We start from the raw sequence: 20,379 nt of genomic DNA, 5'->3' as shown, positions 1-20,379 counted from the left end.
CCTGTGAGCACAAAACACAGCATCGAGGACGCCGGCACGAGCACGGGCACCGAGTTGGTGCCGGTGAAGTTCTCCCGCTTGACGCGCCGCGGCGTGTTGTTGGGACTGTCCGCCTCGCAGCTCGCGGCCCTGGGCGTGGGCGTCCTGGCCCTGGTGGGCGCGTTCTACGCCGGCGGCGGGATGCTTATCGCCTACACCGCACCGGTCTGGATGCTCTCGATCGTGCTGACCTGGATGCGCATCGCGGGCCGTCCGCTCGTGGAATGGATACCCGTGGCCGGCTGGTGGCTCTGGCGCACCACGGGCGGCCAGCTGCTGTATCGGCGCCGGATCGTGGCGCCCCGGCCGGCGGGAACGCTCGCGCTGCCCGGCGACATGGCCAGGCTGCGCGAACATCTGGACCCCGAGACGGGAGCCGGGATGATCCACGACCCCCATCAGGGCACGTTGACGGTGGTGTGCCAGGTACGGCATCCCGCGTTCGTGCTGCTGGACCCGGCCGAGCAGCATCGCCGGGTCACGTCCTGGGGGCGGGTGCTGGCGACCGTGTGCCGGTCGGGGCGGATCGCGACCCTCCAAGTGCTGGAGAGGACCCTGCCGGACTCGGGCACCGGCTTAGCGGAGTGGTGGGCCGCCCACGGCACGCAGGATGACTCGTGGGCCTCGACCACCTACCAAGAACTCATCGACCGGGCCGGCCCCGCCGGGGAACGTCATGCGACCACCATCTCGCTGTCGCTGGACATGAAGGCCGCCGCCCGTCAGATCCGGACCGCCGGCGGTGGCCTGCGCGGGGCCGCCGGGGTGCTGCGGCAGGAGATGGGCACCCTGACCGCCGCGCTACGGTCCGCGGACCTCACCCCGACCGGGTGGCTGACACCGGGCCAGATCGCGGTGACCCTTCGCAGCGCCTACGATCCTGCGGTCGCGGCCACGCTGGAGCGCCACGGCGAGCTCGGTCAGTCTTTGGCGACGGCCGGACCGGTGGCGGTGAACGAGTCCTGGACGAGCCTGCGCACCGATTCGGCTCGTCACGTCGTGCTCTGGATCAGCGAGTGGCCCCGCTCGCTGGTCTTCCCAGGATTCCTGGCCCCGCTGGTGCTCTCCTCCGGGATCGGACGGGCGCTGTCGCTGCTCTACACCCCGATGCGCACCGATCAGGCCGCCCGCGACATCCGCAAGAAGAAAGTGGAGCACATCTCCGACGCGGCACAGCGGCGACGGATCGGTCAGATCGAGGACGCGAGCCAGACCGCCGAATACGAAGACGTGCTGCAACAGGAGGCCGATCTGACCGCCGGACACGGGGTGCTGCGTCCTTCCGGACTCATCGCCGTCTCCGCGCCGACGACCGAGGAGCTGGACGCGGCGGTCTCGGCGGTCGAGCAGGCCGCGATCCAGGCCTCCTGCGAGACCAGGCGGCTGGTCGGGCAGCAGGCCGCGGCGTTCACCGCCGCCGCCCTGCCCCTGGCCCGCCACATCTGACCCGGTCGCCGGGGTGCACCTGCTGGGCATCCGTGACCGTTCATCATCCGGGAGGCCCGTCATGCCCACGTTCTACGACCCTGTCGCCGACGCCAGCGAAGCATCGGAGGCGCTACGCGGCCTGGCCCACGCCAGCCGCGACTTCACCCACCCCGAAGACGCTTACGGGGTGATCGGCGACCTGCTTGCCGCGGCCCGCCGGTTCGAGCAGGTCCTCGACCAGCTCGCCCGCATCCATGCCGAGCCCGACGGCCGGGCCTTCGACGATCACGGCGACCAGGCCGCCGGCGTTCGTGACGCCAGCGAGACCGCGGTCGAGCTGAGCCGAGCCGCCCGCGTGCTCGGCCTGGCCGAGGAGCGGCTGAACGCCGCCTCGCAGGCTGCCGGACGCATCGCCTGGCACCCCGCCGCCGTGGACGCGGTTCAGGCGGAGGCCCCGGTGTCGCGGTGGGTGAACGTCGTGTTCCTCCAAGGCGGCGAGGCTGACGAGGTGCTGTGGCTGATCGACCGTGACGGCCCCGACGCCGCGATCGAGCACCTGGCCGGTTACGACTACGGCGCCGAGACCACGGACGCGGCGATGGAGAACGGCTACGTCTACGACACGCCACCGGTGGCCGCGCTCGACAAAGAGGCGACCTCGGGCGAGTACACGATGACCTACAACCCCGACATGGGGCATGTCGGCCTCTACCGCCGCCACCCGATCCCGCCCGAAGACAGCCTCGACGCCGAGACCCCCGCGCCCGCACCGACCGCCCCGGCCCAGGGTGCAGGCGGTGTCGCCGGTGGCGCGGCAGGCGCAGGAGCCGCGATGGGTGCCGGCGCGGCGACCGGTGCCGCAGCGGCGCTATCAAGACGGGCCACTGGGCCTCGCGATCCCGTCGCCCGCGGGCACCAGAGGCCCGCGCACACGGCGAAAGGCGAGCCGCCGATGCCGGAGACGGACGGGTCCTGGTTCGCCCATCCCGGAGTCGCGGCCGTCAAACGCGATCGCGGCCTCGGCCTCTGAGTCACCCCGGTTCGTGGTGCCGTCGATCCCCAGCGGGTCGGCGGCATCGCCGCGTTCCGGGGTCGGCCTGGTGCACCTTGGCCGCATCACCGTGTTCGCACCCGTCTGGGAAGGTCGCCGATGCCCACATACGAAAAGGAACGTCTGCATACCGCGGTGCTGGTCGCTCCGGCAGCGGAGCGGCGCCGGCTGCGCAAGCAGCGCCGCCAGGCCGCCGCGAAGCTCCAGGCCGAGCAGAAGCGGCAGGAGATGGCCGAGGCGAAAGCCAAAACCGCCGCCGAGCGTGCCGAACGCAGGGCCACCCGGTACCTGCCCGCCGCGGGAGAGCCCGGCCCGGCCGCGCTGAGATCGCCGGTCCGGTTCCGGCTGCCGCGGCACCAGGACACCTCCGCAACGCTCGCGGCACAGTACCCGTTCCTCGCCGAAGGCGGCCTCGGTGCTGCGGGCGTGTTCGTCGGCCAAGACCTCTACTCGGGAGGAAGCTTCGTCTACGACCCGTGGGTGCTGTACCAGGCCGGGGTCATCACCGCCCCGAACCTGGTGCTCGCCGGCATCGTCGGTTCGGGGAAGTCCTCGCTGGCGAAGTCGCTCTACACCAGGAGCCTGCCATTCGGCCGGCGCGTGTATGTGCCCGGTGATCCGAAGGGCGAGCACACCGAGATCGCCCGAGCGGTCGGAGGCCGGGCGATCCAGCTCGGCCACGGCCTGCCCACCAGGCTCAACCCGCTCGATGAGGGATACCGGCCCAGCGGGCTCAGCGACGCCGAATGGGAAACCACCGTCGCATCACGCCGCCGCGATCTGATCGGAGCGTTGACGGAGACGGTGCTGGCCCGATCGATGTCACCGTTAGAGCACACCGCGATCGACACCGCTTTGACCGAGACCGTGCGTGAGAACACGGTGCCGATCCTGCCGATGGTCGTCAACCATCTGCTGCACCCCTCCAACGACCCCGACGGGCGCCTGGCCGAGGACGGACGGATCGTGGGCCACGCGCTGCGCCGACTCGTCGCCGGTGATCTGTCCGGGTTATTCGACGGCCCCAGCACGGAGGTGTTCGATCCGACGCTGCCGATGGTCTCTCTCGATCTTTCCCGCGTCACGGAGAACTCCACCCTCGTATCGGTGCTGATGACCTGTTCGAGCGCGTGGATGGAGTCGGCGCTGCTGGACCCGAACGGCGGGCAGCGCTGGTGCATCTACGACGAAGCCTGGCGGCTGATGAGCGAGCCGGCGCTGTTGAAAAGGATGGATGCGCACTGGAGGCTTGCCCGCGCCTACGGCATCAGCAACATGCTGATCTTCCACAAGCTCACCGACCTGGAGAACGTCGGCGACCAGGGATCGGCCATGAGATCGCTCGCCAACTCCCTGCTCGCCAATGCGGAGTCGAGGATCATCTACCGGCAGGAGTCCGACCAGCTCGGCACCACCGCCAAGACCCTCGGACTCACCGGCACCGAACGCGAACTGCTGCCGACGCTGGGCACCGGGCAAGGGCTGTGGCGGATCAAGGACCGATCCTTCGTCGTTCAGCACCAGCTCCACCCGGCCGAATACGAGCTCTTCGACACCACCAGACGTATGGTCGAGAAAAGCTAAAAGTTCGCGCTATTTCTGAAGGTTTCGGCGGGAAATTTCTGCGGTCGATGATGTTGACAGACTAGTCGAAAGCGGATGTTCGGGGAAGGTGCTTTCTCACTTGCCGGGGCCGGCTATCGCGGCGGCGGCGAATCGTGAGCGGGTGCCGGGTCGATCTCGGCTGCGAGTACGGCGAGAAGCGCGGAGGCCTGTTCGGCGACGACGGTCTCCCGCTCGCGGGAGATGCCCTCGGTCTCCAGATCGGCGGGAGCCTGGTTCTCGGCGATCAATCGGGGAAGCTCCGCGCTGAGGACCGCAGCCCGGCGGAGCGCGCCAGGCGGGGAGCCCGCCTGTTCCCAGGCGCGGAGGACAGCCTGCCGGATCAGGTCCATCGCTTCGGCGTCGACTGAACCGATGGCGTCGAAGGCCATGTGCCGGGAGAACGCCCTGCTGGCCAGAGTGCGGGCTACTTCCTCGTCTCGGGTCGTTGCGACGTCCATGACTTCGACTCTAGGACGATCAACGCCCACCGGGTAGTGGCCCGGTAGGATCGCGTCCAGCGCGATGCCCAGCCTGGGGGCGGCATGCGCGGGCGCGGGCGGTGCACCTGGGCGGCATGAGACGACACGCCACCCAGCCCGAGCCTGCGCCGGTATCGATGCGCACCGTGATCCTCGACATCCAGACCGACGGGTCGATGACCGTCACCATCGACGGCGCCTCGTACCTGCCCGAGGAGGGGGCATGGGTGCGGGCGTCGTTCCCGCAGATCATCGACCACGCCAGCGATGAGCGCACCGTGCCGGTGCGGGTCGAGGTGCACGAGGCCGACGGCACGAGCTTCACCGAACTCCTCCCGGCCCGGTCACCCCGCCCCGAGCCGGCAGCCGAGCCCGCGCCGAAGCGGAAGAAGGACAAGCCGGCGTCGCCTGCGCTCATCGAGATCACCGGCGAGGGATTCGTCGCCGGCGAGGACGTGGCCTGCTGCGTCATCGTCTCGCACACCGACGCCACCCCGCACGGCACCGCCCGCGCCGTCCTTGAACCGAAGCAGGTCAAAGGGGTCGGTGAGGTGGTGCTGGTCGGGCGCATCTCCGGCACCGTCGTGACCCGGAGGCTGCCATGAGTACCCCGCAGGGCCGGCAGACCGGCAGCTTCGGCGACGAGCTGACCAACGCCGCGATGATTGCCCTGGTCGGGGTGTTCGGCCTCGCGCTCGTCCTGCGCGGCGCCGGGTCGGTGGCGACGTTCCTCACCGGCGTGGCGCAACCGGCGGCCGGGCCTGCCGCCGGGATCGGGGTGCTGTTCCGGCCGGGCGATCCCGCCGGCGCGCTCGATGCCCCAGGGTTGCATCCGTTCGCGTACTGGGCCGTGGCCGCGGTGCTGCTTGCCGGCCTGGTCGCCGGGGGCTGCTGGGTCTGGATGCGGCTGCGAAGGCATGCGCGCAAAGCCTCGACCGACCCGCACACCACCGCCGGCATCGCGACCCGCCACGAGGTCGCTGCCACCGCTTCCTCGACGGCTCTACTGAAACGCGCCCGGAACCTGCGGCCCTCGCTGGACAAGCCCGAGCCGGCAGACGTGGGCTACCGGATCGGCACCAGCCGGGGCCGGGAGGTCTGGGCATCGGTGGAAGACTCGATTCTGCTCATCGGACCGCCCCGAAGCGGCAAGGGCCTGCACATCGTGATCCCCGCGATCCTCGATGCGCCCGGCGCGGCCGTGGTCACCAGCACCCGCCCCGACAACCTCACTGCCTGTCTGCGCGCCCGCAAACGCGTCGGGCCGGTCGCGGTGTTCGACCCCCAGCATCTCGCCGAGGGATTGCCGGCGGGGATGCGCTGGTCACCCATCCGTGGCTGTCACGATCCGCTCACCGCGATGATCCGCGCCACCGGTCTCGCCTCGGCCACCGGTCTCTCGGCTGGCGGGGTCGAGTCCGGTGGGTTCTGGGAAGGCAAGACCCGCACCGCGCTCCAGGCCCTCCTGCACGCTGCGGCCCTGGATGGCCGCTCACCGGCCGAACTGTTCCGCTGGACGCTCGATCCCTCCGCCGCGGCGGAGGCTGTCGCGATCCTCACCAACTCACCCGATGCGGCGACCGGGTGGGCGGACTCGCTGGAATCGATGATCGATGCCGACCCCAGGACCCGCGACTCGATCTGGCAAGGCGTCTCCTTGGCGCTCGGAGCCCTGGCCGACCCCAGGGTGCTCGACGCGGTCAGTCCCGGCCCCGGTGAGGACTTCGACCCCGAGAGGTTCATCCGCGACAAAGGCACCCTGTTCCTTCTGGCCACCGGCGCCGGAGCCGGAGCCAGCGCGGCACTGGTGGCGGCGCTGGTCGAAGACCTCGTGGAGACCGCCCGCCGGATCGCCGCCCGGTCGCCCGGTGCGAGGCTGGACCCGCCGCTGCTGCTTGCCCTGGACGAGATCGCGAACCTCGCCCCGCTGCCCTCGTTGCCGATCTTGATGGCGGAAGGAGGCGGCACGGGGATCACCTGCATGCCGGTCTTGCAGTCGCTCGCGCAGGCTCGCGACCGGTGGAACGAGAACCAGGCCAACGCGATCTGGGATGCGAGCATCGTGAAGATCATCCTCGGTGGCGCCTCCAGCTCCAAAGACCTCCAGGACCTGAGCACCTTGATCGGCGAGCGGGATGAGTACACCGACAGCGTCACCTTGGGCGATCACGGCACCCGCCAGAACCAGCGGTCGGTGCGCCGAGTGGCGATCTTCCCGCCAGACCGCATCCGCACCCTCGCTTTCGGCACCGCGGTCACTCTGCTGCGCGCTGCTCCGCCCATCGTGACCGACCTGCGCGCCTGGCCGGCCCACCCAGATGCCGCGCGGTTGAAAGCGGATCGCGAAGAGATCGAGTCTCTGCTGCGCCGCCCCGACCGCCCCTGACAGGTCGGATCGGATCGCCGTCGTGCACCTGGCTGGCACAGCGGACGACACCACCTGTGACCGTCCCCATCAGACAGGAGCAGCACGATGGCCGAACAAGAACACCCTGGACCAGGCCGGGAGCCCGAGCCGCAGGCGGATGTGCGCGAGTCCTTCAAAGGTCGCATCACATCCGAGCCGACTCTGGGCACCACGCAGACGGGCAAGGCGAAGTTCTACGCGAAGGTCGAGCAGCGCCACTGGCGCTACGAGGACGACGGCACCTACACGCGGCTGCCGAACACCTATCACGATCTCGTGGCCTACAAGGGCGTCGCCGTCCGTGCGTACAAGAACTATGAAAAGAACGACTTCTTCATCGCCGAGGGGCGCATGGAGGACTACCGCAGCAAGAGCACGGGGCAGATGAAGCAGCGGTTCGTCGCCACCGCGTTCGGTCACAACATGGCCCACACCGACTACGAGGTCGACCGCACCCCACGCCGCGAGCAGGCCCAGCGCCCCGCCGCCGAACGCGAGGCCGCTTCACGCCGACTCGCCGGAGGCGAGACCCCCGCACAGCCGCAGGCAGCCGAGCGTCAGACGCCCGAGCGTGAGGCACCGGCCGCGTTCGCCCCGCCGGAGCACCGGTCAGATCGGCAGCCGCCGGCGATGGGCCTGTGAGGAAGGGAGCCACGATCATGACCGAACCGACGTTCAACCAGACCGATCCTGACCGGCCGCAGACCGACGAGACCCCCGATGACGACCTCGACCTCGACGACGAGTACGACGAGGAGGGATATGACGGTGAGGAGGAGGAAGAACCCGGCCCGCCGCATCCGGTGAACTGGTATCTGCTGCGCGCCGACGAGCTCGAAAAGGAGTGGTACGCGCTCAACCGGTGGGTCGAGACCATCCGCCGCACCTACGGGCTCCCCGCCAGCGTGATCCCGCCGTTCTGGCACCGACACGACGAACTGCTGTGGGAACTCAGCAGCCTGCATCTGCACTGGCTCTGCGCCTACCACCCCGAGCAGACCGGCTCCGCCCCGTTCGGCTGGCACCGCGACTTCGCCGACGCTCGACAGCGGCTGCGCGAATGGGTCGCCGCCTCCGGCACACGCCTGGACCGCGACCGACCCACGAGGCAGACGACCTGGCCCGGCGAGGACCCCGCCGACCCTGTGGAGGACGTGTTCGTCGCCGACCGCGACCGCGACTTCGTCGAGTACGTCGCCGAACAGGTCGCCGAACGCCGCGCCGCCGAAGACGCCTTCTACGCCGGCGCCGACGCACGAACCGGGGAACTGCCGTGAGCACCACGACAGCACAAGACGTGAACGCCGAGCTCTCGCGGCTTCGTGAGCAGGGGCGAGAGCTCGGCGCATCGTTCCTGCCGCCGACCGAGCGACAGGGCGCAGCGGTCAGGACGATTCTGCTCGCTTCCACTGATACGTCTCGGGAACCGAGTAGCGAGGCGTGATCTTGATCCGGTCCGGATTGAAGAACGGCCCCACCTGGGTGGCCTTCTCCACACGAATATCCAGCAGCATCTTCAGCAACCGCCGCTTCTCGACCAGCTCAAGACGCTCCCACGCCGCCTCCAGGTCGCTCTCCTGAATGAACGAGAGCAGCCCCTTGTCGGTCACGGGAGGAACCGCAGCCTTCGCCGCACGCTCGATCTCCGGAACAAGCCTGCGTTCGATGCTGGTGAGCATCGACATGCTGATCCGACCCTCGGCGTACTCACTCGCCGCCTCGTCAAGCCGCGCACGCAGCGCAGCGGCATGCTCCTCGGCCTCGCGGACCCGTTCATTCCAGTCCTCCTCCGGGCCGACGATCACCGCCAAGCTCTCCGGCTTCGACAACCATCCCAGCAGCACGCCCGTGACATAGGCGTCGGTGTTGCGCATGTCGATGCTGACCCTGCGGCAGCCGGGGCGTCCGCAGCTGTAGTTGTCAGAGCGCAACCCGGTGCGCCTGCGTACTTTCGTCCCGTGAATCCGCACCAGCGGATGCAGGCAGTACCCGCACCTCGCGACGAACGTCAGCAGCCAGCGCGGATGGCTGGGGTTGTCCTCGGGAACATAGCGGGTGCGCCGGGCCCGGTCATCGAGGAGATGATTGACCTTCTCCCACTTCTTCATCGGGATGATCGCGGGCCAGTCCGCCTCGCCGATCACCTCGCCCTGGTACATGCGCAGCCCGGCGATCGTGGGGCTCTTGATGATCTGCCGGATCGTGGCGGTTGTCCAACCACGCGAGTGCTCAGAAGTCGGCTTCATCGGCGTGGGCACGCCCGCCCGATTGAGGCGAGTCACGATCTGGTTGATCGACCCGCCATCGAGGATCTCGTCAACCGCTGAGACGATGATCGCGGCCTTCTCCGGGTCGATCTCCTGACGCACGAGAGCACGCGTCTGCTCGTCGTAGACCCTCCGGTACCCGTAAGGGAGCCGCCCGTGCGGGCGACCCTTCTGCGCGTTCAGCCGCACTGTGCGCAACTGCCGGTCACGGATGATCGCCGCATCCTTCTCGGCGCTCAGGAACTCCAGCCCCATCATGAAGCTGTCATCGTGGCGCGAGAAATCGTAGACGCGGCCCTTGGTCAGATACAGAACCCCCGCCTCCTGGCAGGCGGCGCGCAGCTGCACGTAGGCCAGCAGCTCACGGCCCGCACGCGAGGGCTCCCACGTCACGAACGCGTCGTACTCCTTCGACGCGATCAGTTGCAAGGCCTCCTCGAAACCCTCGCGTTCGCGGGTGCGCCACCTCGACGCGGACCGGTTGGCATCGGTGATGACCTTCGCGACTCCCCACTTCTCCTGAGCGCACCAGGCACGGCAGTCCGTCTCTTGGTCATCGGTCGATCGCATGAGGTAATGGCGATCCATCGAGGCTCGCGTGTAGATGAGCGCGTTGACCTCGGAGGCAGGCGGTCGGGTAAGTGATTGCGTCTCCATGACTGACAGGTGCTCCCTTGGCATCTGCCATCGAATTGCTGGGTGAGCCGACGAACCACCTCGACGTCGACGGCATCGCCTGGCTGGCGCGGCACATGAAGAACCGGTGGCCGAAGAATGCCGGTGCTCTGCTGCTGGTCACCCACGACCGGTGGTTCCTCGACGAGGTGTGCTCGAAGACCTGGGAGGTCCACGACCGCATCGTCGAACCCTTCGAAGGCGGGTATGCCGCCTATATCCTCCAGCGCGTCGAACGCGATCGAATCGCCGCGGCCACAGAGGCCAAACGTCAGAACCTCATGCGCAAGGAACTCGCGTGGCTGCGTCGCGGCGCTCCGGCCCGGACCTCGAAGCCGAAGTTCCGCATCGAGGCGGCCAATCAGCTCATCGCCGACGTCCCCGAGGTGCGCAACCCCATCGAGCTGAAGAAGATGGCCACCGCGCGTCTGGGCAAGGATGTCGTCGACCTCCTCCACGTGTCCAAGAGTTTCGGCGACGACGTCATCCTCGATGAGGTCACATGGCGCATCGGCCCCGGTGAGCGCACCGGCATCCTCGGGCCCAACGGTGCCGGCAAGTCGACGCTGCTCAATCTCATCTCCGGAGAGGTCGAGCCCGATTCCGGTCGGGTCAAGCGCGGCAAGACCGTCCAGGTCGGCGTCCTCGACCAGCAGTTCAAGGACCTCGCCCGGATTGCGGAGTCCCGGGTGCGTGAGGTCCTCGCGGAGTCGAAGACGAACTTCACCATCGAAGGCAAGGACTACACACCGGCCCAGCTGCTCGAGCGACTCGGCTTCGCCAAAGAGCATCTCTCCGCTCGGGTCAAGGAGCTCTCCGGTGGGCAGAAACGTCGCCTCCAGCTTCTGCTGCTGCTCATGGCAGAACCGAATGTCATCATCCTCGACGAGCCGACGAACGATGTGGATTCGGACATGCTCGCGGCGATGGAGGATCTCCTCGATTCCTGGCCGGGCACCCTCATCGTCGTCTCCCACGACCGCTACCTGCTCGAACGTGTCACCGACCAGCAGTACGCGATCCTCGATCAGGGGCTGCGTCATGTCCCCGGAGGCGTCGAGGAGTACCTGCGGCTGCGGGCCGAGCAGGCCCGCACCGGTGGTGCGAGCGGTTCGGGATCGGCCTCGAACGGGGCCGCATCGGGAGCCGGCGGGACCGGTTCCGGTGGGGCCGCCTCGGCGACGGAGGGGTCGGCCTCCTCGGCGAAACTCACCGGTGCCGAGGCCCGCGCGGCGAAGAAGGAACTGTCGTCGATCGAGCGGCGGATGGAAAAGCTGAACACTCAGATCGCGAAGAAGCACGAGGAGATGGCCGCCCACGACCAGACCGATTTCGAGGGACTGGCCAAGCTCACGGCTGCGATCTCCGAGTCTCAGGACGAACTCGACGAACTCGAAATGCGCTGGCTCGAAGCGTCCGAAGCTCTCGAGGCCTGAGTGGTCGACGAAGCGACGATGCGAGACCTGCTCGAGGCGGAGCGGGCGGAGACGCAGGCGCTCATCGACCGTCTGACTCAGGGAATCGATGAGGTCTCGGCCGCTCGTGAGGGCGACAACAGCGACGACGAGCACGATCCGGAAGGGGCGACGCTCGCCTTCGAACGGTCGCAGGCCGCGACCCTGCTCGAACAGTCCGAGAATCGCCTCGAGGAGATCGCCGAGGCGCATCACCGCCTCGCCGCGGGCACGTTCGGGATCTGCGTCGACTGCGGTGAGCCCATCGCCGAGGCGCGGCTGGAGGCCCGCCCCTACGCGGCCAAATGCGTGAACTGCGCCGCCCGCGGCTAGTCGTTTCCATCCCCGTTCGCACGCACGAGTGCACCGTCGCACACGACCGGGCGACCGCCTCGGCGACGGTCTGAACTTTCCCCATATCCGGCCGGGTGCGGTAGTGTATCGGCGTGTCATCACGGGACTATCGCATCGACCGCGCCAAGGGAATACTCATCTTCCTGGTGGTTCTGGGCCACCTCCTCGCCAGGACTTCCCCATGGGAGTCGCCGATCCTGGGCGCACCGATGTACTTCATCTACATGTTCCACATGCCGGCGTTCGTCTTCCTCGCCGGGATCACGGCGAAGTCGAACAGGTTGGCGGAACGGGTGCTCACCTACTTCGTCCTGCTCGCGTCGGTGCTGCCGCTGATGTGGGCGTGGATGTGGCTCTTCGGGCTCGATCCGGACTACAGCTTCCTCACCCCGTTCTGGTACACGTGGTTCCTGCTGTCCATGGCCTGGTGGATGATCACGGTCCCCTTCATCGAACGCTTCCCCCGCACGATGCTCGTCGCCTCCCTGGTTCTGGGACTCTTCGGCGGGATGCTGCCGATCCTCGACACCGAACTCTCCGCGGCACGAACGATGGCGTTCTGGCCCTTCTTCGTCATCGGCAAGCTCTACGGCAAGCAGATCATCGAATGGGCCGGAGGGCTGGCGATCTGGCAGAAGATCGGCTTCAGCGCCGCCGCCCTGGCCACGATCGGCTACTTCTACTTCGACCAGATCGACTACAAGTGGTTCTACGGCAGCCTCAACTTCGCCCACTTCCATGTCAGCGTCCCCGAAGGTGTGGGTCTGCGTCTCATCATGGACATCGGTGCCGTGCTTATGACCCTGGCGCTGCTGTCGTGGCTGAGCAACACCAAGGACACCATCGCCATGATCGGCAAGCACAGCCTGGCCGTCTACGTCCTCCACGGCTTCGTCGTCCGCGGTCTCCAACCGGTCCTCGACGGCAGCCGCGATGTCCTCCACGACGCCTTCGTCCTGCTCATCTGCCTGGCCCTGGCCGTGGTGTGGACGGGCGTGCTCGCGTGGACTCCGTTCGAACGCGCCCTGCGCTGGTACGCCTCGACCGCGACGGCACTGATCCTCGCACCTTTCCCGTTCCTGCGACCGAAGTCGGAGCGCACCGGCCGCAGTGATTCTGCCGGTTCCAGTGTTGGTGCCGGTGCCGGTGCTGGTCACGGCGGGGCTTCCCTCGAGGGTGCCGGTCACAGCGGCGCTCACCTCGAGGGTGCCGATCAGGGCGCGGCCGCCTACGGCAGCTACCCGGGCGACGCCTACAGCGAGGGCGACGGACCGGACCGGCAGGGCCTCGGCCTCCAGCCTCAGCCGGGCACCGGCTATGCGCATTCGGTCGGTTTCGAACAGTCCCCCGTTCAGCACTTCCCCGGCTCTGACCATCAGCCGGGACAGCACGACGGGCAGCCGCACGTGTATCAGGAGGTCTCCCCTCCCGCCGGAGCCGAGCAGTATCGGCTGCCGGGCTCGCACCAGGTGCCGCAGAACAACGCAACCTACGAATCCACGCAGGAAGTCCCCGCCGGCACCGCCCAGCGTGCCGTGCGCTACCGCCGCCTGCCCGTCTATCTCAGCACCCCTCCGGACGACGACCGCTGAGCGCACGGGTGCGGTGAACCCACCGATCACGCGAACTCCGCGGTCATCGGGAGGACGGCACCGCCTCGGCGAGGGCAGCCCCGCCTCGGCGTGGGGACCATGTTCATTGACGTTTCGGGTCGTCGGACGTCGGAATATGTCGATGTGACACACGCCGCAGAGGCGGTTGATGGTGTGATACCAGAGTTCGGGTCGCCGCCCGGACGTGGACGATCCCCCACCATCGATTCGGAGTTCCCATGACCGCGACCAACGCCCTGACCCAACGCCTCGATGCCGGCCCCGTGATCTGCGCGGAAGGCTTCCTGTTCGAGCTCGAGAAGCGCGGATATCTGTCTGCCGGCGAGTTCGTCCCCGAGGTGGCCCTCGAGTTCCCCGACGCCCTGCGCTCCCTCCACGTCGACTTCCAGCGGGCCGGCTCCGACATCGTCGAGGCCTTCACCTACAACGGGCACCGCGAGAAGATGCGCGTGATCGGCAAGGAAGATCTGCTCGAACCGCTCAACCGCGCCGCCCTCCAGATCGCCCGGTCGGTAGCCGACGCCAAGCCCGGGAACTTCATGGCCGGCAACATTTCGAACTCGAACATCTGGGACCCCGCCGACGAGTCCAAGCAGGCCGAGGTGCGGGCGATGTTCGCCGAAATGGTCGCCTGGGCGGTCGAGGAAGGTGCCGACCTCATCATCGGCGAGACCTTCTACTTCGCCGGTGAGGCCATCGCCGCCGCCGAGACCGCCAAGGCCAGCGGCCTGCCCGTCGTCCTCACGCTCGCCCCGATGGCCTTCCAGGAGATGGCCGACGGGGTCGGGATCGTCGAGACCGCGCAGCGGCTCGAACAGCTCGGCGTCGACGTCGTCGGCCTCAACTGCTTCCGCGGTCCCGTCACGATGCTGCCGTGGCTGAGGGAGATCCGCTCGGCCGTGTCCTGTCACGTCGGCGCCCTGCCGATCCCCTACCGCACCACGGAGGACGAGCCGACGTTCTTCAACCTCTCCGACTCCCCCGCCGAGGTGGCCTCCCCGCACGGACGCACGTTCCCCACCGCTCTTGATCCCCTGCAGACCAACCGCTACGAGATCGGCGCGTTCGCCAAGGAAGCCTACGACCTGGGCGTCAACTACATCGGAGTGTGCTGCGGCGCGACCCCGATGCACATCCGCGAGGTCGCCGAGGCGGTCGGACTGACCACCGATGCGAGCCGCTTCTCCGAGAACATGGCCAACCACTTCATGTACGGCAGCAACGAACGGCTCGCCGACAACGTCGTGGCCCTCGGAGACACTGCCTGAGGCCTTGGAGCATCGCTCACCATTAGGGCCAATACATACAGTCAGCGCCGTAACCTCTCGACGCTACGGGAGGTTACGGCGCTGACTGTATCCTGTGCGACTACGCGGAGGCGATGGCGCTAGCGGTGCGTGGTACTCGGCGATCAAGCGACCTCGGTGACTGCTTTTTGGTTCGCAGAAATCGCCTGCACCTGTTCAGCTTTTGTAAAGTCATCACGGCGGAGGACGAGCAAAGCCGCAAGTGACACCACACCGGTACCGACGAAGAAGTACCATGGCGAGGTAATATCACCTGTCGCTGAGATGAACCAGGCAGCGATGAGCGGTGCGCTGCCACCGAAGATCGCGACGGGAAGATTGTAGGCGACAGCGATGCCGGTCGACCGGATCTTGGTGGGCAACAGCTCGGTCATCGTCGCGTATGTCGACGAGGCGTAGAACCCGAACGACAGTGCGCACGCTATGAGTGGGAAGAAGAAGCTCACCGGCGTTGCACCGGGAGCGGCCAGGAAGAACCATAGCATCGACAATGTCGCCGCGACTCCAGAAACAAGCAGCACGGGCTTGCGGCCCCATTTGTCCGACATGATTCCGCCGATCGGCATCACAGCCGCTGCGAGCACGCACGCAGAGATGATGAACCAGAAGCGCACGGTGCCGGAGAACTGAAGCATCTCACCAAGGAACGTCGAAGCGTAGGTGAGCACGAGGTAGAAGATCGAAGCGTGGACGGTGATGATGCAGAACACGAGCATGAGCGCGCGACCCCAGGTCATGGTTTCACGAAGTGGTGCTTTCGAACTCTCTCCGGCAGCGACGATCGCGAGGAACTCCGGGCTGTCTTCGAGCTTGAGGCGGATGTAGATGGCGATCATGCCCAAGACACCTGCGAAGAGGAATGGGATCCGCCAGCCCCACGCCAGCATCGCCGCTTCCCCGAGGACCGCCGACATGCCATTGGCCACAAGGCTGCCGAGCAGCAGCCCGAGGACTGCCGTGGTCATAAGCCAACTCGTCGAGTGGCCACGCTTGCCGGGACCGGCGTATTCGGCGATGAAGCTCGTCACCGTGCCGATTTCGCCTCCGGCGGAGAATCCTTGGATGCAGCGCAACAGCACCAGCAGGATTGGAGCGGCGAGACCGATGGTGGCGTAGGTGGGCAGTAGGCCGATAAGGCAGGTAGAGCCGGCCATGCAGATGAGCACGATGAGCAGAGTCTGCTTGCGTCCGATGCGATCTGCCATCGGCCCGAAGACCAATCCCCCGAGAGGCCGGATGAAGAAGCTGAGAGCAAAAACTGCGAAGCTGCTCAGCAGAGAGATCGTCGGGTCTTCCGAGGCGAAGAAGAGCTGTCCCATGTACACAGCGAGGAATCCGTAGATCCCATAGTCGTACCATTCGATCACATGTCCGGTGACGGCGCCGACGAAAGCTCTCCTGCGACGGAGCCCGTCTGCCTCGGTGATTGTGATTTCAGCCATTGCTGTTCCCTTCTCTCGCGCATCGTTGCGCTGAAATGATGTGTGCCGTCGTTGTACACACAGCGGTGGAGCGTCACTAGTGGTGTTAGTTTCCACGTGGTGGTTCTTCACACGTGGTACCGAAATGTGGTCTGGGGTCAGGACGCGTGCTTCGACTGCGCTCCGATCTTGAAACGGCGGATCTTGCCTACGCTCGTCCGCGGCAGCTCGTCGAGAACGTGCCACTCGCGAGGTCGGGCGGCTGGGGCAAGGTTCTCCTCTGCCCAATGCGCCAGCTTGCCGAGGTCGACTCCGGCACTGGAATCGGCAGCGACGACGTAGGCGTGTGGGACCACGTCGCGGATCGGGTCCGGCACAGCGATGACAGCGACCTCTAGCACGCCTGGGGCCTGGGCGAGTGCGGCTTCGATCTCAGTGAGGCTGACGTTCTCTCCCGAGACCTTGATGACGTCGTCGACGCGGCCGACGAACGAGAGGACTCCGTCCTCGTCACGTCGGGCGAGATCACCTGTGAGCAGCCATTCAGTTCCGTCAGCCCCTGTGTGGAAGGCCATGTCTGTGGTCGCCGGGTCGTCGAGGTACTCGAGGAACAGATCCTTCCCGCGATTGCCGGCGACCGCGATCATGCCGCTCTCGCCCGTATCGACGGGCTGCCTGGTGAGTGGGTCGAGTAGGTCGACACGTCGGCCTTCGAGCGGCTGTCCGATGACATCGCAGCGCGGTGGAACCGATCGGTCGTAACTGACGATCGCGATTGTCTCCGTCATCCCGTACAGTTGCCGAGCGGCGACGCTGACGAGCTCGGCGAACTGCTCGTGATGGTCGGGAGCGAGATTCTGTGCATACCAGACGTGTTCGAGTTCGGCCGGTGTCTGCTCAGCGGGCGTGCGGGCGAGGATCATCCGGATCGGAGCAGCGAAGAGGCTGGCGTGAGTGACCTCGAGTTCCCGCGCCCATTCGACCCAGCGACTGGCTGAGAAGTCCGCGGTCAGCGCCACCGAGGCACCCGCGCGGATGGCCGAGGAGAAACAGTAATATTGCGCGTTCGCGTGGAACAACGGCAGGGTCACGTACCACCGGTGGTGGGCTTGCAGATCTGCGGCCGCGGCCATGCGTTCGGCGACCTCGAGGTAGTTCGCATGGGTGAGTACGACTCCCTTGGGCTGCGAGGTGGTACCTGAGGTGAACATCACCGCGAGCCTGTCCTCGGATGCAGGCTCAACCCTATTGGCGTCATCGAGATCAACGTTCGGCCGTTCTTCGTCCAGATCGGTCGTTGCGGTCGGAGTCTGCAACAGCGGCGTCCCGGGTACGAGATCGGCTGCGGTTTCAGAGAGCTCAAGGATCGGCAACTGGGGCTGGGCGGCGGAGCCTTGCCGGTAGATATCAGCGCGTTCCACGCTACAGATCCCGAGTACCGGGGCGACCCTCGAGATCTGAGTATTGATGTCGTTCTTCGCCGAAGCGGGGTCGACGGGGACGATCCAGGCACCGATTCGCGCTGCGGCCAGCCAGATCGCAATGAATCCCGGGCAATTCTTCAGGCACAGGTGGATCGCGGCGCCGGAATGAACCCCGTGACCTGTCAATGCGGCCGCCGTCTGATCGACGATCCAGTCGAATTCGCGGTATGTCCACGCGGTGACCTCGCCGGACCTGTCTCGAAAGAGGAGGAACTCTCGCTCGGCCGCCTCACGGACAGCTGCCGTCCACAGCTGTGCGAAAGTCGAGTCGTTCTCAGCCGATGAGAAATGGTGCGATGATGTCACTGGTGAGCTCCGTTGTCGTCATTGACGGTGGTCTGATTTGCAGAATGTGACAATCGTCGCACGCGTCAGCTCACGAATGAACGGTGAGGTCTCTGAAAGATCTGGCCCGCTTTTGGAGTTCTCTCTAAACTCGAATCGGGTTCAAGATTCGTCGATGTCGAACGCGGCCAGCGCCCACGTGATGTCCAACAGCTCTTTCGTCCCGAGTTCAGCGATGCCGACCGTGTCGCGGAAGCGCTGAAGCCGGTAGCGCACGGTGTTCTCGTGCACGTGCAGCATCTCGGCCGTCTTCTTCACGTTCATCAACGTCCTGATCCACGTGCGGACCGTTTCGAGCACATCGGCACCGACTGCGGTGTCCGGGCGCAGCGGGAGGACGAAACGGTCGATGAGGTGACTGTTGAGGTCAGCCTGCCCAGGTATTGCCACCTGCCACGTGAGATCGGTCAAGGAGTGGACCCCCAGCGCTCCCCGGTGGGCGATCGTCCACACGTTCTCGCAGATCCGGGCAGATTCCGTGATCCGTGACAGCGGGACGAAGGGACCGATGGCCACCGGCACCGAGACGGTCCTAGGGGTGCGAGCCACGATACCTATGATGCGCGCATCCATCTGTGCGACCACTGCCGGTCGCCTGCCGTCCGAACCCGCCGCTTGCAGGGATTCGACGCTCGGCTCGCCATGACCGAATCCGCGGACGCTTCCGCCTTCACCCGGCGCGGCGCAGATAATGACGGCGTAGTCGCGATCGAAGTCAAGTCCGTAGCGACGTGCTTTGAGCAGGGCCTCTGGTCCCGGGTCCTCGGATTCCATGAGACTACGGATGAGGGAGCTGACAGCGAAGGATTCGCGCAGCGCGGCGGCCCCCGCCCTATAGCGGAACTCCGCGGCCGCTCCGGTTGTGAACCAATCGCCGAGCTGCCACAGCAGGGTCGACCCTTCCAAGGTCACCTGCGGTTCGAGCTCCTGGGCGGCCGCCTCGGCGATGAATGCCTCATGAACGACGTTGAGGCTGATGCGATATGCCCGGATGATGTCCTCGATGGGGACATTCTGGTCGATCCGGGCGCGCGTGGTCGCCCGCGATTCGGGCACTTCCTCCGCCTCGGCGATGACGCCGGTGGTGAGGACCTCGACCGCACGTGCCGCGTTCGTGCGCACGGATGCGAGCAGCTGATTACGCGGCACGTCGACATAGCTGGCCATCTCGGAATAGATCCGATCGGCGGCACTGTCGGCAATCGCGTCGTCGAGGTCCTTCACCTTCTGGGCGACCTGTGCAAGGCCGGCGGCCACTAAATCTCAACCATGATAGGACGACCGGTGGCTGCTGAAGCCACTCAGGCTTCGGCGGTCACACCGATCGAGTCGAGAGCGGCCTCAAGGCGGGCGATGGTGCCGTCGATGTCGCCGAGCTTGTCGAGTCCGAACAGGCCGATGCGGAAGCTCGAGAAGTCCTCGGGCTCATCGCACTGCAGCGGCACGCCCGCGGCGATCTGCACGCCGACTTCCTTGAAGCTGGCGCCGGTGGCGAGCTTCGGGTTGTCGGTGTGGACGACGACCACACTGGGCGAGGCGAACTCCGGTGCCGCAACCGAGGGCAACCCGCGTGCGGCGAAGACGGCGCGCACCCGTTCACCGAGTTCGTTCTGTGCGGCGGCGAGCTTGTCGAAGCCGCGCTCTTCGCTCTCGGCCATGAGCTTCGCGTTATGTGCCAGCGCATCGGTGGGCATCGTCGCATGGTAGGGCGCACGGCCCTCTTCGTACTCGTCGGCGATGAACAGCCACTTCTTCAGGTCCATGGCGAAGCTCGTCGACGTCGAGGCTTCGACGGCGGCACGGCCGGCGGAGCTGAGCATGACGTAGCCGGCGCACGGAGATCCGCTCCAGCCCTTCTGCGGGGCGCTGATGAGAACGTCGACGCCGAGGTCGGTCATCGAGGCCCACACCGCACCCGAGGCGATGCAGTCGAGGACGAAGATTCCGCCGGCCTTGTGCACGGCTTCGGAGACCCGGCGGAGGTAGTCGTCGGGCAGGATCATGCCCGAAGCGGTCTCGACGTGGGGAGCGAACACGACATCGGGCTTCTCTGCCTCGATGGCCGCGACCACCTCGTCGATGGGCGCCGGTGACCACGACGACTGGTGGGCGTCGGTGTCCGGGGAGGCCTTGAGCACGGTCGTCTCCGACGCGATGGCACCGGCGTCGAGGATCTGCGACCAGCGGAAGGAGAAGAGACCGTTGCGCACGATCAGCGCCTTCTTCCCGGTCGCCACCTGGCGGGCCACGGATTCCATCGCGTAGCTGCCGCCGCCGGGGACGATGGCGACGGATTCGGCGTCGTAGGCCGAGCGCAGGATCCGGTTGATCTCCTGCATCACGGATACGAACCGCTTCGACATATGGTTGAGCGATCGGTCGGTGAAGACCACCGAGTATTCGAGCAGGCCGTCTGGGTCAACATCTTCGTGTGGCAAAGTCATATGCCT

At 66.8% G+C, this 20,379-nt stretch carries 17 protein-coding genes; 11 read left to right on the top strand and 6 right to left on the bottom strand.

The window, feature by feature from the left end:
* The first annotated feature begins 3 nt into the window (after window positions 1-3).
* The 3 genes from ACSE4D_RS13490 (at window position 4) to ACSE4D_RS13480 (ending at window position 4,102) form a co-directional block, all read left to right on the top strand.
* Window positions 4-1,485 carry a PrgI family protein gene (locus tag ACSE4D_RS13490; RefSeq protein ID WP_205683352.1) on the top strand — a complete coding sequence of 494 codons (1,482 nt, stop codon included), beginning with the start codon at window positions 4-6 and terminating at the stop codon, window positions 1,483-1,485.
* Between the two features lie 61 nt (window positions 1,486-1,546).
* The gene (locus ACSE4D_RS13485) at window positions 1,547-2,497 is read left to right on the top strand and encodes a hypothetical protein (protein ID WP_167854427.1); all 951 of its coding nucleotides are present in this window, start codon (window positions 1,547-1,549) and stop codon (window positions 2,495-2,497) included.
* A gap of 120 nt (window positions 2,498-2,617) precedes the next feature.
* Window positions 2,618-4,102 carry an ATP-binding protein gene (locus ACSE4D_RS13480; protein WP_135540154.1) on the top strand — a complete coding sequence of 495 codons (1,485 nt, stop codon included), beginning with the start codon at window positions 2,618-2,620 and terminating at the stop codon, window positions 4,100-4,102.
* A 113-nt stretch (window positions 4,103-4,215) separates the two neighbouring features.
* On the opposite strand, the gene ACSE4D_RS13475 is transcribed toward ACSE4D_RS13480, so the two are convergent.
* Complete coding sequence (locus tag ACSE4D_RS13475; protein WP_135540156.1) at window positions 4,216-4,581, bottom strand: hypothetical protein; 366 nt, start codon at window positions 4,579-4,581, stop codon at window positions 4,216-4,218.
* A gap of 116 nt (window positions 4,582-4,697) precedes the next feature.
* Between ACSE4D_RS13475 and ACSE4D_RS13470 the strand changes: the two genes are divergently transcribed.
* From ACSE4D_RS13470 to ACSE4D_RS13455, 4 genes are all read left to right on the top strand, one after another.
* Entirely contained in the window at window positions 4,698-5,207 is a 510-nt protein-coding gene (locus ACSE4D_RS13470; RefSeq protein WP_135540158.1) for a hypothetical protein, read from the top strand.
* The gene (locus tag ACSE4D_RS13465) at window positions 5,204-6,988 is read left to right on the top strand and encodes a TraM recognition domain-containing protein (protein ID WP_425119757.1); all 1,785 of its coding nucleotides are present in this window, start codon (window positions 5,204-5,206) and stop codon (window positions 6,986-6,988) included. Before ACSE4D_RS13470 ends, ACSE4D_RS13465 begins: the two co-directional genes overlap by 4 nt.
* An 87-nt stretch (window positions 6,989-7,075) precedes the next feature.
* Window positions 7,076-7,651: a single-stranded DNA-binding protein gene (locus tag ACSE4D_RS13460; RefSeq protein WP_135540162.1), complete on the top strand. Its 576-nt coding sequence runs from the start codon at window positions 7,076-7,078 to the stop codon at window positions 7,649-7,651.
* Window positions 7,652-7,668: 17 nt separating this feature from the next.
* Window positions 7,669-8,286, top strand: coding sequence for a hypothetical protein (locus tag ACSE4D_RS13455; RefSeq protein ID WP_135540163.1), 618 nt, complete (start codon window positions 7,669-7,671; stop codon window positions 8,284-8,286).
* Between the two features lie 108 nt (window positions 8,287-8,394).
* Here ACSE4D_RS13455 and ACSE4D_RS13450 read toward each other — a convergent pair whose 3' ends face one another.
* Window positions 8,395-9,933: a recombinase family protein gene (locus tag ACSE4D_RS13450; protein ID WP_167854428.1), complete on the bottom strand. Its 1,539-nt coding sequence runs from the start codon at window positions 9,931-9,933 to the stop codon at window positions 8,395-8,397.
* A gap of 17 nt (window positions 9,934-9,950) precedes the next feature.
* Here ACSE4D_RS13450 and ACSE4D_RS13445 point away from each other — a divergent pair, with 17 nt between their 5' ends.
* The 4 genes from ACSE4D_RS13445 (at window position 9,951) to ACSE4D_RS13430 (ending at window position 14,640) form a co-directional block, all read left to right on the top strand.
* Window positions 9,951-11,387 (top strand): ABC-F family ATP-binding cassette domain-containing protein, encoded by a 1,437-nt coding sequence (locus ACSE4D_RS13445; protein WP_240689845.1) that lies wholly within the window; start codon window positions 9,951-9,953, stop codon window positions 11,385-11,387.
* A gap of 18 nt (window positions 11,388-11,405) precedes the next feature.
* Window positions 11,406-11,738, top strand: a complete 333-nt coding sequence (locus ACSE4D_RS13440) for a TraR/DksA family transcriptional regulator (protein WP_135540453.1) — start codon at window positions 11,406-11,408, stop codon at window positions 11,736-11,738.
* A gap of 113 nt (window positions 11,739-11,851) precedes the next feature.
* The gene (locus ACSE4D_RS13435) at window positions 11,852-13,351 is read left to right on the top strand and encodes an acyltransferase family protein (RefSeq protein ID WP_135540167.1); all 1,500 of its coding nucleotides are present in this window, start codon (window positions 11,852-11,854) and stop codon (window positions 13,349-13,351) included.
* A 239-nt stretch (window positions 13,352-13,590) separates the two neighbouring features.
* Window positions 13,591-14,640, top strand: a complete 1,050-nt coding sequence (locus ACSE4D_RS13430) for a homocysteine S-methyltransferase family protein (RefSeq protein WP_135540169.1) — start codon at window positions 13,591-13,593, stop codon at window positions 14,638-14,640.
* A gap of 143 nt (window positions 14,641-14,783) precedes the next feature.
* On the opposite strand, the gene ACSE4D_RS13425 is transcribed toward ACSE4D_RS13430, so the two are convergent.
* The 4 genes from ACSE4D_RS13425 to ACSE4D_RS13410 all read right to left on the bottom strand — a co-directional run bounded on the left by ACSE4D_RS13425 (window position 14,784) and on the right by ACSE4D_RS13410 (window position 20,373).
* On the bottom strand, window positions 14,784-16,121 hold the full coding sequence (locus tag ACSE4D_RS13425) for an MFS transporter (protein ID WP_135540171.1): 1,338 nt from the start codon (window positions 16,119-16,121) through the stop codon (window positions 14,784-14,786).
* Window positions 16,122-16,258: 137 nt separating this feature from the next.
* The gene (locus ACSE4D_RS13420) at window positions 16,259-17,890 is read right to left on the bottom strand and encodes a class I adenylate-forming enzyme family protein (protein WP_436326100.1); all 1,632 of its coding nucleotides are present in this window, start codon (window positions 17,888-17,890) and stop codon (window positions 16,259-16,261) included.
* A 141-nt stretch (window positions 17,891-18,031) separates the two neighbouring features.
* Complete coding sequence (locus ACSE4D_RS13415) at window positions 18,032-19,186, bottom strand: PucR family transcriptional regulator (RefSeq protein WP_135540175.1); 1,155 nt, start codon at window positions 19,184-19,186, stop codon at window positions 18,032-18,034.
* 44 nt (window positions 19,187-19,230) lie between these two features.
* Entirely contained in the window at window positions 19,231-20,373 is a 1,143-nt protein-coding gene (locus ACSE4D_RS13410) for an alanine--glyoxylate aminotransferase family protein (protein WP_436326099.1), read from the bottom strand.
* Window positions 20,374-20,379: the final 6 nt, after the last annotated feature.

It is taken from the genome of Brevibacterium sp. FAM 27836 (assembly GCF_051351055.1).
Classification (GTDB): domain Bacteria; phylum Actinomycetota; class Actinomycetes; order Actinomycetales; family Brevibacteriaceae; genus Brevibacterium.
This window is presented reverse-complemented; position numbering and strand designations above follow the sequence as displayed.

Coding starts and splice junctions, on each gene's coding strand:
- ACSE4D_RS13410 (WP_436326099.1), bottom strand. CDS start 20,373: ATGACTTTGCCACACGAAGATGTTGACCCAGACGGCCTGCTCGAATAC.
- ACSE4D_RS13485 (WP_167854427.1), top strand. CDS start 1,547: ATGCCCACGTTCTACGACCCTGTCGCCGACGCCAGCGAAGCATCGGAG.
- ACSE4D_RS13430 (WP_135540169.1), top strand. CDS start 13,591: ATGACCGCGACCAACGCCCTGACCCAACGCCTCGATGCCGGCCCCGTG.
- ACSE4D_RS13440 (WP_135540453.1), top strand. CDS start 11,406: ATGCGAGACCTGCTCGAGGCGGAGCGGGCGGAGACGCAGGCGCTCATC.
- ACSE4D_RS13425 (WP_135540171.1), bottom strand. CDS start 16,121: ATGGCTGAAATCACAATCACCGAGGCAGACGGGCTCCGTCGCAGGAGA.
- ACSE4D_RS13480 (WP_135540154.1), top strand. CDS start 2,618: ATGCCCACATACGAAAAGGAACGTCTGCATACCGCGGTGCTGGTCGCT.
- ACSE4D_RS13450 (WP_167854428.1), bottom strand. CDS start 9,933: ATGGAGACGCAATCACTTACCCGACCGCCTGCCTCCGAGGTCAACGCG.
- ACSE4D_RS13475 (WP_135540156.1), bottom strand. CDS start 4,581: ATGGACGTCGCAACGACCCGAGACGAGGAAGTAGCCCGCACTCTGGCC.
- ACSE4D_RS13465 (WP_425119757.1), top strand. CDS start 5,204: ATGAGTACCCCGCAGGGCCGGCAGACCGGCAGCTTCGGCGACGAGCTG.
- ACSE4D_RS13455 (WP_135540163.1), top strand. CDS start 7,669: ATGACCGAACCGACGTTCAACCAGACCGATCCTGACCGGCCGCAGACC.
- ACSE4D_RS13470 (WP_135540158.1), top strand. CDS start 4,698: ATGAGACGACACGCCACCCAGCCCGAGCCTGCGCCGGTATCGATGCGC.
- ACSE4D_RS13460 (WP_135540162.1), top strand. CDS start 7,076: ATGGCCGAACAAGAACACCCTGGACCAGGCCGGGAGCCCGAGCCGCAG.